Genomic DNA, 16,074 nt, shown 5'->3' with positions numbered 1-16,074 from the left:
CCCGAGGCGGATGAGGGGGAACGCAGCCCGAACGGATCAGTGACAACCCGGATGAACGCGTTCGGACAGATTGAATAGTGAAACGAAAAAGTCGGTTTTCGTACCGGTTTATTCAATCGTAACCGGATTTGCTTGAAGTCGAAACTCTCATCCAATAAATTGGGACGAAATGATCCGGTTTTAAAAGAAAGATATCGGCACGGAGACGTCATCAATGGTACGGAGTTTCGACTACGTGGTTGTCGGCGCGGGATCGGCGGGCTGTGTCCTCGCTAACCGCCTTTCCGAGAATGGCCGCTACTCGGTATGCCTGCTCGAAGCCGGTCCGCCTGACCGTTTTCTGTGGATCCATATCCCGATCGGTTACGGCAAAACCATGTTTCATCCGGTCTACAACTGGGGCTTTTATACCGACCCGGATCCGAACATGAACGGCCGCAAGCTCTACTGGCCGCGCGGGCGCACGTTGGGCGGCTGCAGCTCGATCAATGGCCTGATCTATATTCGCGGTCAGAAAGAGGATTACGACCAGTGGGCCGCGCTCGGTAATCGCGGCTGGAGCTGGAAGGACTGCCTGCCTTTCTTCCGGCGGCTCGAACACAACGAACTCGGCGAGTCTCCGACCCGCGGCGTGGATGGTCCGTTGTGGGCCTCCACGATCAAGCAGCGCCATGAACTGGTGGATGCATTCATTGCCGCGTCGAATCGCCTGGGTGTCCAGACGGTCGACGACTTCAATCAGGGCGATCAGGAAGGGGTCGGCTATTACCAGTTGACCACGCGGCGTGGCTGGCGGTGTTCGACTGCGGTCGCTTATCTGAAGCCCGCGCGCAAGCGTCCGAATCTGCAGATCGAGACCGACGCGCTGGCTTCGAAAATTATCTTCGACGGGACGCGCGCGACAGGTATTCGCTATGAGCAGCACGGCAAGGTTCACGAAGTGCGCGCGCATCGCGAGGTGGTGCTGACGGCAGGCGCGTTGCAGTCGCCGCAATTGCTGCAGGTGTCGGGCGTCGGGCCGGCGAAACTGCTCAACCAACTGGGTATTCCGGTGGTCGCCGATCGGGCCGGTGTTGGAGAGAATCTGCAGGATCATCTGCAGATACGTCTGACCTATGAGGTGGCGCGGCCAATCACGACCAACGACCTGCTGCACTCCTGGTCGGGCCGCGCAAAAATGGGCCTGCAATGGGCGCTGTTTCGCGACGGGCCGTTGGCCGTTGGCATCAATCAGGGCGGCATGTTCTGCCGCGCGTTGCCGGACGAGGCGAAAACGCCGGACATCCAGTTTCACTTCTCCACGCTGTCGGCCGATACCGCGGGCGGCGATGTGCACGCGTTTCCCGGCTGTACCTATTCGGTCTGTCAGTTGCGTCCGGAGTCGCGCGGAAACGTGCGGATTCGCACGAGCACCATGCGCGACGCTCCTTCGATCCAGCCCAATTATCTGGCGACCGATCTCGATCGCCGCACCACGGTTGCAGGGGTGCGTTTTGCGCGCCGCGTCGCTGCCACGGAGCCGATGGCATCGCTGATGAAACGTGAAGTCCGGCCGGGCCGGGACGCGCAAAGCGACGACGAGCTGCTGCACTTTTGCCGCGAATACGGCCAGACGATTTTTCATCCGTCCGGTACCGCGAAGATGGGTGTCGCGAGCGATCCGGGCGCCGTGGTCGACGAACGGTTGCGTGTGTACGGCACGCAGGGCTTGCGGGTGGTCGATTGTTCGATCATGCCGACGCTGGTTTCGGGCAATACCAATGTGCCGATCGTGATGGTCGCCGAAAAGGCGTCCAGCATGATCCTCGAGGATGCGCGCGCGGGCGACAGGCCGGCCGCACAGGTGCGATCGCCAAGCATGGAAGCACAGTATTGATGCGGGAACCTACGCAGGAGCGGACGCGAAAGCACCGAACCGAAGTAGCTGCAGGCAGTAAAAAGATCACCGCCTGACTCGCTGCATCCGAAGCCGATAACAACAGCGTGCAGGCGGTGAAATTCGCGCCCCAGGAGGAGACAGACGGGGGCCTAGAAGTGCTGCGTTGCCGGCACGGCGCGCGGCCATCCATTGGAGGAGGCGCTATGGCAATCGATAAGCGGGTTATCCGCCGCGTTGCATTCGCGAGCGTGATTGGAGCGACGGTCGAATGGTATGACTTTTTTCTGTACGGTGTCGTGGCGGGCATCGTCTTCAACAAGCTTTATTTTCCTGCGCACGACCCGCTCGTCTCGACGATGCTGGCCTACGCCACGTTCGCCGTCGGTTTCGTGACGAGGCCGCTCGGCGGCGTGATCTTCGGCCACTTCGGCGATAAGGTCGGACGCAAGTCCGCGTTGATCTGCACACTCATCATCATGGGGATTTCGACGGCGGGCGTCGCCTTCGTGCCGACCTTCGCCCAGATCGGCATCTGGGCGCCGATTCTGCTGCTCGCCTTGCGGGTGTTGCAGGGCATCGGGCTCGGCGGCGAATGGGGCGGCGCGGTGCTGATGGCCTATGAGTATGCGCCGCCGAACCGGCGCGGTCTGTACGCGAGCTTGCCGCAGATCGGCTTGTCGATTGGCTTGTGCCTCGCGTCGGGCATCGTTGCGGGTATCTCCCGCCTGCTGCCGGAGGCGGCGTTCCTCGCGTGGGGCTGGCGGGTCGCGTTCGGCGCTTCGCTGCTGCTGGTGGTGCTCGGCCTCTACATTCGCCTCAAGGTGATGGAGACGCCCGAGTTTCTCGCACTCAAGCGCAATCGCCGCGACGTGAAAATTCCCTTCGTCGACATGCTCACGCGTTATCGCAGTTCGGTGCTGCTCGGCATGGGCGCGCGCTGGATCGACGGGGTGTTCTTCAACATCTTCGCGGTGTTCATGATCGGCTACCTCACGCAACGTCTTTCGATGAGCCGCACGGAAGCGCTCACCGGCGTGATGATCGCGGCGATGGTGATGTGCTTCTTCATCCCGTTCTTCGGCCGGATGTCGGACCTGATGGGTCGTGCGCGCGTGTATCGCTGGGGTTCGCTGATCTGCGGCGTTTCGGTGCTGCCGGCGTTCTGGCTGATGGAGACGCAGGCCGGCAATACGCTGGCCGTCTGGCTCGGCGTGGTGATCCCGTTCGGCATCTTCTACGCGATGGTCTACGGCCCGGAAGCCGCGCTCTTTGCCGAGCTGTTCGATCCGGAGGTGCGCTATACCGGCATCTCGTTCGTGTATCAGTTCTCGGGCATTTTCGCGAGCGGCCTCACGCCGATCATCGCGACGGCGCTGCTGCGGCTGGATGGCGGCAAGCCCTGGTATGTGTGCGGCTATGTGATTCTGTCGGCACTGCTGTCGGCATGGGCCGCGCGGGCGATGGAACGGCGCGCGAAACCCTTCGACGAAATGGCGACCGTGCGTTGACGGCGAGGCCTGTGGGGTGAATGTGGACGGAAGCGCTGCTCGAAGCGCCACCTGAAGCGTGAGATTCTGCGTATAATAAAACGGAACAAAACGTACCGAAAAGTATCGTAATTCGGCGTCGCCCCATCTACATCCCGCAGCAGGGAGGAGCATGAAGTGACTGATATCGTGACTGGCAAACCCGACAGAATGGTCTCGGTGCGCACTGTATTCGGCATTGATTCCAGCCTGATGGTGCCCGCTTTCAGCGAGCGTGACGACCACGTGCCGGAGATCGACGAGGTCTACCGTTTCAATCCGGAAGTGACGCTGGCCATTCTGGCCGGCTTTAGCCGGGATCGCCGGGTGATGGTGCAAGGCTTGCACGGTACCGGGAAGTCGACGCATATCGAACAGGTGGCGGCCCGCCTCAATTGGCCTTGCGTGCGTGTCAATCTCGACGGTCATATCAGCCGTCTCGACCTGGTCGGCAAAGATGCGATCGTGGTGCGCGACGATCTGCAGGTCACGGAGTTTCAGGAAGGGATCGTGCCGTGGGCCTTGCAGCGTCCGGTCGCGCTGATCTTCGACGAATACGATGCGGGGCGCCCGGACGTGATGTTCGTGATCCAGCGCATTCTCGAGCGCGACGGCAAATTCACGCTGCTCGACCAGAATCGCGTGATTCATCCGCATCCGTATTTCCGCATGTTCGCTACTACCAACACGGTCGGGTTGGGCAATCTGAACGGCCTGTATCACGGCACGCAGGTGCTCAATCATGCGCAGATGGACCGTTGGAACGTGGTGGCCACGCTCAACTATCTGCCGCGTGCGGAAGAGGCGGGCATCGTGCTCGCGCGGGTCCCGGAGCTCGGCGATGCAGCGGGGCGCGCGCTGATCGAATCGATGGTGAGCGTGGCTGAACTGACCCGCAAGGGTTTCGCCGCCGGCGACCTGTCGACGCTGATGTCGCCGCGCACGGTGATCAACTGGGCCGAGAACTGCCAGATTTTCCGCGATCCTGCGATGGCGTTTCGTCTGACCTTCCTGAACAAGTGCGACGAAGCCGAGCGTTCGATCGTCGCCGAGTATTTTCAGAGGTGCTTCGGTACCGAACTCGAGGCCGACGTTAAGGTTGAAGGCCACCCGGCGGGCAGCCGATGATGACGCTGGACAAGCCCTCGCAGCAGGATCCACAGCAGGATCGGCAGCAGACCCCGCAGCAGACCCAGCGGCAAGCGATCCTCCGGGCGGAGCAGCGTGAGGCGCTGTGCGCGGCGGCCGTGCGCGCGCTCACCGGCGACGCCGCGTTGCACTACCGCGAAGGCCGCCTATGCCGTGATCTGCGACCGTTGCCCCTGCATGCCCCCCATCTGCGCACCGACCCGCAACTGGACGATTTCGCGTCCTTGCGCGGCGCCGCCGATGGCGCGGCATTGCGGCTGATGCACTCCGACGCGGCGCTGCACAGCCGGCTATGTCCGGCCGACTCCGTCGAACGGCTGCTGTTCGAATTGCTCGAGCAGTTGCGCTGCGAGACCCGGACGCCACCTGGCATGCCGGGCCTCGTGCAGAACCTGCGCGATCGTTTCGAGGCCTGGTCGCGGGCGTTCTATCGCTCCGGACTCGCCGAGGACCATCTCGGCATTCTCCTGTACACGGTCGCGCAGATTGCCTGGTCGCGCCTGACGGGCTGGCCTGTGCTCGAAGACACCGAGGGCCTGATCGAAGCCACGCGCGCGGCGATCGTGCCGGTGCTGGGCGTGTCGCTGGCGGGTTTGCGCCGGCATGGGGACGAGCAGGAGGCGTTTTCGGTTCATGCGCTTGAACTGGCGCGGCTCGTGGCCGGGATGATCCGTGCCGCTCGCGCCGCAACGCTGGACGGTGCCGAAGATGATCAGCAGGAGAGCGACGATAAGGCGCCGCGCACGGCGTTCTCGCTCTGGTTCGACGTCGAGGACGACGAATACAAGGACATGGCCGTTGCGCTAACTGGGCAAAGCCGCGTGCTCGAGGCGTCGGAACAGGGTTATCGCGCCTATACGACACGGTACGACCGCGAGCTATTTGCGGGACCGCTGGTGCGCAAGGCCTTGCTCGGCGAGTTTCGCGAGCGGCTTGACGAACGCGTCGCCGCGCAGGGCATCAACGTGGCGCGGCTTGCTCACGCGCTGAAAGCGGCGCTGGCGCTGCCGCAACGCGACGGCTGGTCGTTCGGCGAAGAGCATGGCCGCATCGACGGGCGGCGCCTCGCACAACTGGTTAGTTCTCCCGCTGAACGGCGCCTGTTCCGGCTCGAACGGAATACGCTCATGGCGGACTGCGTGATCGGTTTTCTGATCGACTGTTCGGGCTCGATGAAAGCGCATATCGAGCCGGTGGCGACCATGGTGGATATCCTCACGCGCGCGCTCGACCAGGCGGGCGTGACGACCGAGGTGCTCGGTTTCACCACCGGCGCATGGAACGGTGGCCGTTCCCGGCTCGACTGGCTGGCGCAGGGCCGCCCGCATCACCCGGGCCGGCTCAATGAGCTGTCGCATCTGGTATTCAAGGACGCCGACCGCAACTGGCGGCGCGCCCGCGCGGACATCGCCGCGCTCTTCAAGGCGGACCTGTTTCGCGAGGGCGTGGACGGCGAAGCGGTCGACTGGGCTTGCGCGCGTCTTCTCGCCCGTCCCGAGGCACGGCGGATTCTGATCGTGATTTCAGATGGCAGCCCGATGGACAGTGCGACGGGCCAGGCCAATGACGCGTTCTATCTCGACAACCATCTCAAGACCGTTGTGGCGCGCCATGAGGCTTCGCGCGATGTCGAGGTGCTGGGTCTGGGCGTCGGGCTCGATCTCAGCCCGTATTACCGCCGCTGTCTGGCAGTCGATCTCTCGGTGCCGCCCGACATGAAACTGTTTGCGCAGATCGTGAGCTGGATTGGAGCACGCGGGCAGGGCGGCAGGCGCTAGCCGCGTCCGCGGCCGGATGACCGCGGCCGGGTTACGACGCGAGCGGTGTGGCGCGTGCGGTGAGCGGTTCAGCCGCGCTTTGCGCTTGCACCGCGGTGACCGCGATTACGTAGTAGATGTCGTCGGCGCTACAGCCGCGCGAAAGATCGTTGGCAGGCTTTTTCAGGCCTTGCAGCAAGGGGCCGATTGCTTTCGCATCGCCGATCCGCTCGGCCAGCTTGTAGCCGATATTGCCGGCTTCGAGGCTGGGGAAAATCAGTACGTTGGCGTGTCCCTGCACCTGCGAGTGTTCGATCTTGCGCATCGCGATCTCGGAGACGAGGGCCGCGTCCAGTTGCACGTCGCCGTCGATCGCCAGATGCGGGCGCGCGGCTCTCACCTGGCGGGTCGCTTCCACGACCTTGTCGACGGCCGCGTGCCGGGCGCTGCCGCTGGTCGAGAACGACAGCATGGCCACGCGCGGTTCCTCCATCAGCAGGCTTTGCGCGCTGTCAGCCGCGGCCATGGCAATCTGCGCGAGTTCGCCGGCGTCCGGATCCACCACCAGCCCGCAGTCGGAGAAGATCAGACCGCCTTTGAGCGTGTGGAAGGGCTCGCACAGCATCATCAGAAAGAAGCTCGACACCAGCTTGAACGACGGGTGAATACCAATGATCTGGATCGCCGTGCGCACCACGTCGGCGGTCGTGTGGACAGCGCCGGCCACCGAGCCGTCCGCATGGTCGAGCCGCACCATCAGGTTCGCGAAGCAGAGCGGCTTGAGGATTTCCTGTTGCGCTTGCTCGAGCGTCATGCCTTTCTTGCTGCGCAGTGCGAAAAGCGCTTCGGTCAAAGAGGAAGCGAGCGGCGAGGTTGCGGGATCCACCAGCTCCATGCCGCTCAAGTCGATGTTGTGCCCGGCGGCCGCTGCGCGGATTCGCTCGCTCGGGCCTACCAGCACGATGTGGGCGATGCCTTCACGGCTCGCGCGTTGCGCGGCCTCCAGCATGCGGGGATCTTCCGCCTCGCAGAGCACGATGCGTCTCGGCGAAGTGCGGGCGCGTTCGATGATGCGATTGATGGCTTTCATGGCACAGGGCGGCGGTCACGGTTGAAAAAAACGGCCGGAAACGGCAGGGGAAGCCCCATTTCCGGCCTGCCGGGCACGCAGCAAGCTGCGCCTTGCGCCCGGGCCTTCAGACAACGGATGAATCAGACATAGTCCTTGTACTTGTCGAGCAGGCGTACCGGTTTGGCCAGCGCATCGCGGCGGAACGGATCGCCCAGCTCGCGGGTGCACATGATTTCGATGATGGTGGTCTTGCCGTGGTTCATCTGCGCATCGATCGCACGCTTCAGCGCCGGGCCGACGTCCTCGAGCCGGTCCACCGTGACACCCTCGGCGCCCATCGCGCGCGCGATGCCGGCGAAGCTCTGGTTGTCGAGTTCACCGGCGACGAAGCGGCGGTTGTAGAAGTCGACCTGGTTTTTCTTCTCCGCGCCCCATTGCCGGTTGTGGAAAACCACGGCGGTGACCGGAATGTTGTGACGCACGCAGGTCATGGTTTCCATCAGGCTCATGCCCCACGCCCCGTCGCCGGCATAGGAGACCGCCGGGCGATGCGGTGCCGCGACCTTGGCGCCGATGATGGTGGGGAACGCATAGCCGCAATTGCCCCAGCTCATCGCGGCGAAGAAGCTGCGCGGCTTGTTGAAACGCAGGTAGCTGTTGGCCACGGAGTTGATGTTGCCGATGTCGGTGGAGACCATCACGTCTTCCGGCATGGCCTTTTCGAGCTCGCGCAACACCTGACGCGGATGCAGATAGTTGCCGCCGCCGGGAGTGCGCTCGCCTTTTTGCTCCTCGATCATGTCCAGGCTGTAGGGGTCGCGCTCATGCGTCCAGCCATCCAGCTCCTTCTCCCATGCGGCCTTCTCGGCGGCGATTTCGCCGGCGCGTTCTTCACGCGAGGCGTCGCAGACGAGGGTGCGGCATTCGAGGCGCTGCGTGAGCGCTTTCGCGGCGGCCTTGGCGTCGCCGCAGATGCCCACCGAGATCTTCTTCACCAGGCCGAGCATTTTGTGATCGGCATCGATCTGGATGATCTTGGCGTTTTGCGGCCAGTAGTCCATGCCGTGCTGGGGCAGCGTGCCGAACGGTCCGAGCCGCGAACCGAGCGCGACCACCACGTCGGCGCGCTGAATCAGCTTCATGGCCGCCTTCGAACCCTGATAGCCGAGCGGGCCGCACCACAACGGGTGGTTGGCGGGGAACGAGTCGTTGTGCAGATAGCTGTTGACGACCGGCGCGCCAAGACGCTCGGCCAATGCCTTGCATTCCTCGATCGCGTCGCCCATGACCACGCCGCCGCCGGAGATGATGACCGGGAACTTCGCCTGAGCGAGCAGTTCGGCCGCTTCGTCGAGGCGTTGATCGCCGCCGGGGCCACGGTCGAGGCGCTGCGGTTGCGGAATCTCGGCCTTGATCTGGCCGTAGAAGTAGTCGCGCGGAATGTTGAGCTGGGTCGGGCCCATTTCGGCCAGTGCGCGGTCGAAGCAGCGGCCGGTGAATTCAGCCATGCGCGCGGGATGGGTGACGTGGCCCTGATACTTGGTGAACTCCTGGAACATGGGGAGTTGCTTCGCTTCCTGGAAGCCGCCGAGGCCGATGCCCATGGTGCCCGCTTCGGGCGTAATCATGACCACGGGGCTGTGTGCCCAGTAGGCCGCGGCGATGGCGGTCACGCAATTGCTGATGCCCGGGCCGTTCTGGCCGATCACCACACCGTGGCGGCCCGACACGCGGGCATAACCGTCGGCCATGTGGCCGGCGCCCTGTTCGTGCACCACGGGAATCAGCCGGATGCCGGCGGGCGCGAAGATGTCCATGGCGTCCATGAAGGCCGAGCCCATGATGCCGAACATCTCGGTCACGCCGTTTGCGGCCAGGGTTTCGACGAACGCTTCCGACGGGGTCATGGCCTGCGGGCCGCTGCTGGGGGTGTGATCGCTCATGGGCTGTCTCCGATGTTTGATGAAACCGGAACAATTTGTTCCGAAAAGTAGTTATCTAAAATGTAGAGCATGCACCGAAGATGGTCAATAGGTGATGCGAAATAAACGGTACGTTTTGTTCTGAAAATCAGTGCGTAATATGAGCGGGCGAGAGGCGCGCCGCTCGCTGGCGGCCGCGCCCGACCATCAGACCTTGCCTTTCCACGGCACCAGCACGCGTTCGAGGTGGCGCATCAACAGGTCGAAGCACAAGGCAAAGAAGCCAATCACGATGATCCCCATGATCACCACGTCGCTCGCGAGGAACTCCGCGGCGTTGAGCACCATGAAGCCGAGGCCGCTGGTGGACGCCACCATTTCCGCGGCAACCAGCGTGGTCCAGCCGACCCCGATGCCGATTCGCATGCCCGTGAAGATCTCCGGCAGCGCGGATTTCAGAATTACGTACAGCACGACCTGGGTGCGCGAAGCGCCCATCGAATAGGCTGCATGAATCTGTTCGATCGACACGGAGCGCACGCCCGAGCGCGCGGCGATGGCGAGCGGCGCAAAGATGGCGAGGTAGATGAGAAAGACCTTGGAGAATTCACCAATGCCGAACCAGATGATGATGAGCGGCAGATAGGCGAGCGGCGGCAGCGGCCGGTAGAACTCGATGGGCGGATCGAAGACGCCGCGAGCAAACCGCGAGACACCCATCATTACGCCGATCGGAATCGCGGTCACGCAGGCGAGTGCAAAAGCGCCGAACACGCGCAGCAAGCTGATGCCGGTATGTTGCGCGAGCGTGGAATTGGCGAAACCCTCGGTGGCCACGAACACAAACTTGGCATACACCGCTTGCGGCGACGGCAGAAAGAGCGGCTTGATCCAGTGCAGGTTGGTCGCGGCAAACCATAGTCCGACGAATAGCGCGACCGTCACGAGGCTCGTGACGACGCTGCTGCCCTGGCCGGGTACGCCGAAGGTGTCGCCTGGCCGCGCCGGCTTCTTGGCCAGAAGCCGTGGACGTTGACCAGGGGTGCGAGGCGGTTGGACAGGCAGGTCGGTTCCGAGTGGGGCGTCATGGCCGCGAGGGAAGGCCGGGGCCCGTTTTGAGCTAAACATGTGTCACCTCGGCTTCGGCGCCGTGCATTTTCTCGTCGCCGTAAATGATGCTGAGCACGCGCTCGCGCATTTCGATGAAATCGGGGCTCGACTTGATGGCGCGCGCATCGCGTGTTTCGAGAAAGCGACGGTTGAAATCCAGCTCGTAGGTATGCGTGATACGCCCGGGGCGCGGCGACATCACGATCAGGCGGCTCGCCAGAAAGAGCGCTTCCTCGACGCTGTGCGTGATGAAGAAGAACATCTTGTTCGTCTTCGTCCAGACGTCGAGCAGCAGTTCCTGAATCGTTTCGCGGGTCAGCGCGTCGAGCGCGGCCATCGGCTCGTCCATCAGCAGCATGGCGGGGTCGCAGGTCAACGCGCGGGCAATGCCCACACGCTGCTGCATCCCTCCGGAGAGCTGATAGATCATGTGCTTGTGGAAATCCTGCAAGCCGACCAGCGCCAGATTGCGCGCGGCTATTTCGCGCCGCTGCGCTTTCGGTACGCCCTGAAGCTTCAGGCCGAACTCGGCGTTGTCGATTACGTTGAGCCAGGGCAACAAGGCATGCTTCTGGAACACGACGCCACGGTCAGATCCCGGCCCGGCGATCGGCGAGCCGCCGAGCAGCAGCTCGCCGCTGCTGGGCGCGATGAAGCCCGCCATCAGCGAGAGCAGGGTGGTCTTGCCACAACCCGATGCCCCGAGCGCCACGACAAAATCGCCCGAATTGATCGTCAGATTGATGTCGTCGAGCGCGTGTACCGTCTGGCCGGCCTTACGGCCCGGAAAGACCACGCTCACATTCTTGACTCTCATGCTTTCCATGTTGCCTCCTGATTCGACGGAACCGGCTTGCGTCACTTGAGTTTCATTGCTGCTTCAGCATATGCCGGGGTCACGAACTTCGAATAGTCGGGCAACACCGCGCTGATCTGTTTCTGGTCCTTAAGAAAATTGGCCGTGTCCTTCAGCGCGAACGTCGCGCGTCCGGCACTGCCGCCGCCGAGCCATTGCGAGGAGGCCTGCTCCTGGAGCGTCGGGAACGCATAGAGCGAGAGCGACTCCGGCACGTCGGCCGGCGAGCCGCCGATCATCTTCGCGATCGCGGCCGCTTGCGGCGACGTGGCATTCCACTGCGCCGTATTCTTGCGGTACTGATCGTCCGCATCGGCGATGGCTTTCACGAGTTTTGCCATGAAGTCCTTATGCGCCTCGCCCCATTGGCGATCGACAGCAATGCCGTCGAAGGTCGGTTTGCCGAGCTTGGACAGGTCGCCGGACGTAATCAGAACCTTGCCGCTTTTCTTCAGTTGGGCGAGCGCCGGGTCCCACACGTAAGCGGCGTCGATATCGCCGCGCTCCCATGCCGCGACCAGCTGGTTAGGCTGCATGTTGAGGATCTTCACCTCGGACGGATTGATGCCCCAATGCTGCAGCGCGAACATGGTGTGATAGTGCGTGGTGGACACGAACGGCACACCGATTGTCTTGCCCTTCAGATCAACCGGTTTGTTGATGCCGGAACCGTTGCGCACCACCATCGCCTCGGCCTGATTGATGTTGTCCAGAATCCAGAATAGCTGCAGATCGAGCCCTTGGCTGACTGCCGCGGCAAGCGGGCTCGAGCCGATCACGCCGACCTTCACGTCGCCCGAGGCCATGGCGGTCGCGACCTTCGCGCCGGATTCGAATTGCCGCCAGTTGATCTTGTAGCCGGTTTCCTTCTCGATGGAGCCGTTGGCGATCGCGACGACCCATGGGTCGACGATCTGCTGATAGGCTATGGTGACTTCCTTGTCCTGCGCATGGCTGGCTGGCGCCACCACGCAGGCGATTGCGGCGAGCGCCGCGACAGTCGCGCGGCGCGTCAGATCGCCGAACCAGCGGGACAACTTCGTGTGTGTGTCGCTTTTCATCGTAGGTCTCCAGAATGGCCGTGCAGGTACGCGAATAACACGTGAATCGAACGCCCGCCGACGGGGGCTTGTCCCAATCGCAGAGATTGGGTTGATGCGAGTATCGTCAGTAAAAAATGTTGCGGGTTAGGGCCAGACGTGGCTGATCGTTGAGTCCAACCGCTGCACCAGAACGGGCCGTGGCGCCAGTCCCGCCGGCGGGCCGCTCAGGGCGGCTGGCAGGCGCTTTTTGGCGCGTCCAGAATGACGGTGTCCGCCTTCGTGCGGACGGGCTTCGTCTGCAAAAAACAGGAGATAGAATGGCAAGTCGCACCTCGGTGGCCCTATGGAGCCAGCGGTTCCAGCGTTCACCCGAGTCGAACATGAGCCTCCAGGGCCAGATTCGCCAGATGCTGGTCGCGGCGATTCTGGACGGCCAACTGTTGCCGGATCATGCGTTGCCGTCCAGCCGCGAACTGGCCGACCAGTTGAGCGTTGCCCGCAATACGGTGGTGCTCGCGTATCAGCAACTGGTTGAGGAGGGCTATCTGATTTCGCGCGAGCGCAGCGGCCACTTCGTCAATCCGGCCATTCTCGAAGGGCGGCACGAATTCGCGCCGTTGCAGACGGTCCCCGGGCAGGCGGCCAATGAGGCGCTTGCACGGCCGGATTGGGACCACCGCCTCAGAAGGCGGCCGTCCTCGCAACGCAACATCGTCAAGCCGGGCAACTGGCTGAGTTACGAATACCCGTTTATCTACGGACAATTCGACCAGTCGCTGTTTCCCACCAACGACTGGCGCGAATGCTGCATGAAAGCGCTGTCGGTCATGGAGATCCGCAACTGGGCGCCGGACCTGATCGAGCGCGACGACGATACGCTGATCCAGCAGATCCGCACGCGCGTGTTGCCGCGGCGCGGCGTGTTTGCGATGCCGGACGAAATCGTCGTGACAATCGGCTGCCAGCAGGCGCTTTATCTGATCGCGGACCTGCTGGCGAGCGAGCGGACCACGATCGGCTTTGAAAACCCCGGTTATCCGGATGCCCGCAATATCTTCGAGAATCGCAATGCGCGGCTACAGCCGCTGCCGGTGGATAGCGGCGGCGTGCGCCCGGTCGAAGACGCCGATCTGCTCGCGCAATGCGACTACGTCTACGTGACGCCGAGCCACCAGTGCCCGACTACGGCCACCATGCCGATCGAACGGCGCCATGCGCTGCTGGAACAGGCGCAGGCCCATGACTTCGTGCTCATCGAGGACGACTACGAAAGCGAAAACAACTTCTCAGGCGCACCGCATCCGGCGTTGAAGAGCCTGGATACCGCGGACCGGGTGATCTACATCGGCAGTCTGTCGAAGACTTTTGCGCCTGGGTTGCGCTTGGGTTATATCGTCGGGCCGCGTGAGCTGGTGCGCGAGTTGCGCGCGCTGCGGCGTCTGATGGTGCGGCACCCTGCAGCCTATATTCAGCGCGCGTTTGCTACGTTTCTGGCGCTCGGCCACCACGATGCATTGCTGCGGCGCCTCGCACACGCCTATCGGGAGCGCGCCCAGGCGCTGATGACCGCGCTCGACACACACTTGCCGGAAGCGCGCTATCTGCCGATGTCGGGCGGCGCGTCGTGCTGGGTCGAGGGGCCGCCGTGGCTCGATGCGACACGCCTTGCGGCGGATGCGCAGACACACGGCATTCTGATCGAACTGGGGCGGGTCTTCTTCATGACCGGACTGGAGCAGAACCACTGCTTCCGGATGGGCTTTTCGGCCATCAAGCTTGAAAAGATCGACGAAGGCGCACGGCTGCTTGCGCAACTTGTGCGCGCGCAGCAGCCCGAGGAGTAGGCGGCAGGCGCGGCGCCGCCGCGACCCGTGGCGTCGGCTATTCGCCGCGTAAGCGGCGGCCTAGAACGTTTTGGCGAGTTGCTGGGCGGCTTCCTGCAGACGCGGCACGAATTCGAGCGCGCGCGACAGCGGCGCGCGCGAGACCGGCGCATGAACGGCGATTGCAGCGATGCAGGTATTGTTCTCATCCATCACCGGCGCGGCCACGCACGCGATGCCGGCGACGAATTCCTCATTGTCGATGGCGATACGCTTGTGTGCGGTACGGTCGAGTTCCGCTTCGAGCAGTTCGGGATCGGTGATGGTATTCGGCGTGAAGCGTTCGAGCTTCAAGGTGCGCACGAGGGCGGCGCGCTGTTCGCGCGGCAGCATGGCCAGTAGCAGCTTGCCGCTTGCGCTGCAATGCGCCGGCACGTGCGAGCCGGGTTTGAGATCGAGCCGCAACGGCCAGGGCGCTTCGAGCCGGTCCAGATAGAGCACTTCGGTTTCGTGCAGCATCGTGAGATTGCAGGTCTCGCCGAGATCGGCCACCAGATTCGACAGGATGGCATGCCGCAGCCGGCGTGCGCCCGAATGCATCATGACGCCAAGGCCGAGTTGCGCGAGACGCGGCCCGATTACGTAGGCATTCTTCTGACCCGGTTCGCGGATCACGAGGCCGCCGGCCTCGAGCGAAGCCAGCATGCGATGCAGTGAAGCCTTGGGCAGATCGACATCCTGCGCGATGTCGGCAAGCGACACCGGACCTTCGGCGCGCACGAGATGCTCGAGCAGCGCGAACGCGCGCAGGGTAGGGGTATCCGCTTTAGTCATATTGGCCGTTCCGGAAAATGGATCGGCGTCATTGTACCGCGTGGCCTTGCCGGCCTTGGTTTTTGTGGGTAATCGGCTGATTTAGATGGGCGATTCCGGCGAGCAGGGTTCCGTTTTTCGGAATGCCCGGCCGCGGGCACACCGCGACACGCTACTGCCGGAACGTCTTGGCGGTTTCCTCCGCCGCGAACCGCAGATCGGGCAGGAAGGCCAGCAGGTCGTCGAGTACCACCCGCCCGACCGGCGCCTGCACGGCAATCGCCGCGCACGCGCGATTGCGGTCCAGCATGACCGGCACCGCGATGGCGATCAGCCCCTGCAGGTGTTCCTGATTGTTGATCGCAAGCTGGCGCCGCCGCGTAATGGTCAATTCGCGGCGCAATTCAGTGCGATCCGTAATGGTTCGCTCGGAATAGGCGCGTAGCGGCAAGGTTTCGATGACCCGTTCACGCCGTTCCTTCGGAAGAAAGCTGAGCAGCAGCTTGCCGCTCGCCGAGCAGTGCAGCGGCACATGCGAGCCTGGTTGAAGGTGCATGCGCAGCGGCCATTCCGTTTCCACCCGGTCGACATAGACCACGTCGTTGCCGGCCAGCATCGTCAGATTGCAGGTCTCGCCGATCTTGGCCACCAGTTGCTCCAGCAGCACATGACGGGCCGCAGCCGGGCCCGCGTGCATCAGCACGTTGACCGCCAGCATCCGCACGCGCGGCGAGCACTCGTACAGCCGGTCGCTGGCGCTGCGCGTGACCAGCCACGCATCCATCAACTGCACCAGAATCCGGTGCACGGTCTGCTTGGGCAGTTCGAGGGCATTGACGAGATCCGTCATGGAAAGCGGGCCGCTTGCCTCAGCGAGGGTTTCGAGTACACGAAATGCACGCACGGCCGCTGCATTCGATTGATTCGAAGTCGACACGCTGTCTCCTCAACATCGTAGTTATACGTTCGATTGTGCATCGGTCTGTTTAGTTTTCGGGACTATGGAAAGTCCCGAATATTGCACTTTTCGATTCTCGCCAGCCTCGCGCGAGGGATAGTTCAAAAAACGGGACTCCGAAGCAGGTGCGGCTCACTAGATTGGTATCCATACCCATCTTTTCCGT

Annotated in this window: 12 protein-coding genes; 5 read left to right on the top strand and 7 right to left on the bottom strand. The window is 63.1% G+C overall.

Annotated elements, in window-relative coordinates:
* Positions 1-214: 214 nt before the first annotated feature.
* From AC57B6_RS18405 to AC57B6_RS18390, 4 genes are all read left to right on the top strand, one after another.
* A complete protein-coding gene (locus tag AC57B6_RS18405) occupies positions 215-1,876 on the top strand; it encodes a GMC family oxidoreductase (RefSeq protein ID WP_496421838.1) in 1,662 nt (553 codons plus the stop codon).
* A 206-nt stretch (positions 1,877-2,082) separates the two neighbouring features.
* Entirely contained in the window at positions 2,083-3,387 is a 1,305-nt protein-coding gene (locus AC57B6_RS18400) for an MFS transporter (protein ID WP_028200018.1), read from the top strand.
* Between the two features lie 156 nt (positions 3,388-3,543).
* The gene (locus AC57B6_RS18395; RefSeq protein ID WP_028200017.1) at positions 3,544-4,533 is read left to right on the top strand and encodes an AAA family ATPase; all 990 of its coding nucleotides are present in this window, start codon (positions 3,544-3,546) and stop codon (positions 4,531-4,533) included.
* Positions 4,530-6,332 (top strand): cobaltochelatase CobT-related protein, encoded by a 1,803-nt coding sequence (locus AC57B6_RS18390; RefSeq protein WP_496421837.1) that lies wholly within the window; start codon positions 4,530-4,532, stop codon positions 6,330-6,332. The genes AC57B6_RS18395 and AC57B6_RS18390 overlap by 4 nt, the downstream gene beginning before the upstream one ends.
* 31 nt (positions 6,333-6,363) lie before the next feature.
* On the opposite strand, the gene pta is transcribed toward AC57B6_RS18390, so the two are convergent.
* From pta to tauA, 5 genes are all read right to left on the bottom strand, one after another.
* Entirely contained in the window at positions 6,364-7,401 is a 1,038-nt protein-coding gene (pta, locus tag AC57B6_RS18385) for a phosphate acetyltransferase (RefSeq protein WP_183803460.1), read from the bottom strand.
* Between the two features lie 122 nt (positions 7,402-7,523).
* Positions 7,524-9,326, bottom strand: a complete 1,803-nt coding sequence (xsc, locus tag AC57B6_RS18380; RefSeq protein WP_496421836.1) for a sulfoacetaldehyde acetyltransferase — start codon at positions 9,324-9,326, stop codon at positions 7,524-7,526.
* 186 nt (positions 9,327-9,512) lie between these two features.
* A complete protein-coding gene (locus AC57B6_RS18375) occupies positions 9,513-10,433 on the bottom strand; it encodes an ABC transporter permease subunit (RefSeq protein ID WP_028200014.1) in 921 nt (306 codons plus the stop codon).
* Entirely contained in the window at positions 10,426-11,241 is an 816-nt protein-coding gene (locus tag AC57B6_RS18370) for a taurine ABC transporter ATP-binding protein (RefSeq protein WP_281663004.1), read from the bottom strand. The genes AC57B6_RS18375 and AC57B6_RS18370 overlap by 8 nt, the downstream gene beginning before the upstream one ends.
* Positions 11,242-11,273: 32 nt before the next feature.
* Positions 11,274-12,332: a taurine ABC transporter substrate-binding protein gene (gene tauA, locus AC57B6_RS18365; protein WP_144194568.1), complete on the bottom strand. Its 1,059-nt coding sequence runs from the start codon at positions 12,330-12,332 to the stop codon at positions 11,274-11,276.
* 299 nt (positions 12,333-12,631) lie between these two features.
* On the opposite strand from tauA, the gene pdxR reads away from it, so the two are divergent.
* Complete coding sequence (pdxR, locus tag AC57B6_RS18360) at positions 12,632-14,158, top strand: MocR-like pyridoxine biosynthesis transcription factor PdxR (protein WP_496421835.1); 1,527 nt, start codon at positions 12,632-12,634, stop codon at positions 14,156-14,158.
* Between the two features lie 60 nt (positions 14,159-14,218).
* On the opposite strand, the gene AC57B6_RS18355 is transcribed toward pdxR, so the two are convergent.
* Complete coding sequence (locus tag AC57B6_RS18355; RefSeq protein WP_030103538.1) at positions 14,219-14,971, bottom strand: IclR family transcriptional regulator; 753 nt, start codon at positions 14,969-14,971, stop codon at positions 14,219-14,221.
* 151 nt (positions 14,972-15,122) lie between these two features.
* Entirely contained in the window at positions 15,123-15,887 is a 765-nt protein-coding gene (locus AC57B6_RS18350; RefSeq protein WP_028200009.1) for an IclR family transcriptional regulator, read from the bottom strand.
* Between the last annotated feature and the right edge of the window lie 187 nt (positions 15,888-16,074).

The sequence above is a fragment of the Paraburkholderia sp. BGA-UO-ETr-F12 genome, assembly GCF_059567945.1.
This window is presented reverse-complemented; position numbering and strand designations above follow the sequence as displayed.

Bases quoted from the DNA above. Each gene is read 5' to 3' on its own strand.
- AC57B6_RS18370 (WP_281663004.1), bottom strand. From the start codon at position 11,241: ATGGAAAGCATGAGAGTCAAGAATGTGAGCGTGGTCTTTCCGGGCCGT.
- pta (WP_183803460.1), bottom strand. From the start codon at position 7,401: ATGAAAGCCATCAATCGCATCATCGAACGCGCCCGCACTTCGCCGAGA.
- AC57B6_RS18400 (WP_028200018.1), top strand. From the start codon at position 2,083: ATGGCAATCGATAAGCGGGTTATCCGCCGCGTTGCATTCGCGAGCGTG.
- AC57B6_RS18355 (WP_030103538.1), bottom strand. From the start codon at position 14,971: ATGACTAAAGCGGATACCCCTACCCTGCGCGCGTTCGCGCTGCTCGAG.
- AC57B6_RS18390 (WP_496421837.1), top strand. From the start codon at position 4,530: ATGATGACGCTGGACAAGCCCTCGCAGCAGGATCCACAGCAGGATCGG.
- xsc (WP_496421836.1), bottom strand. From the start codon at position 9,326: ATGAGCGATCACACCCCCAGCAGCGGCCCGCAGGCCATGACCCCGTCG.
- pdxR (WP_496421835.1), top strand. From the start codon at position 12,632: ATGGCAAGTCGCACCTCGGTGGCCCTATGGAGCCAGCGGTTCCAGCGT.
- tauA (WP_144194568.1), bottom strand. From the start codon at position 12,332: ATGAAAAGCGACACACACACGAAGTTGTCCCGCTGGTTCGGCGATCTG.
- AC57B6_RS18375 (WP_028200014.1), bottom strand. From the start codon at position 10,433: ATGTTTAGCTCAAAACGGGCCCCGGCCTTCCCTCGCGGCCATGACGCC.
- AC57B6_RS18405 (WP_496421838.1), top strand. From the start codon at position 215: ATGGTACGGAGTTTCGACTACGTGGTTGTCGGCGCGGGATCGGCGGGC.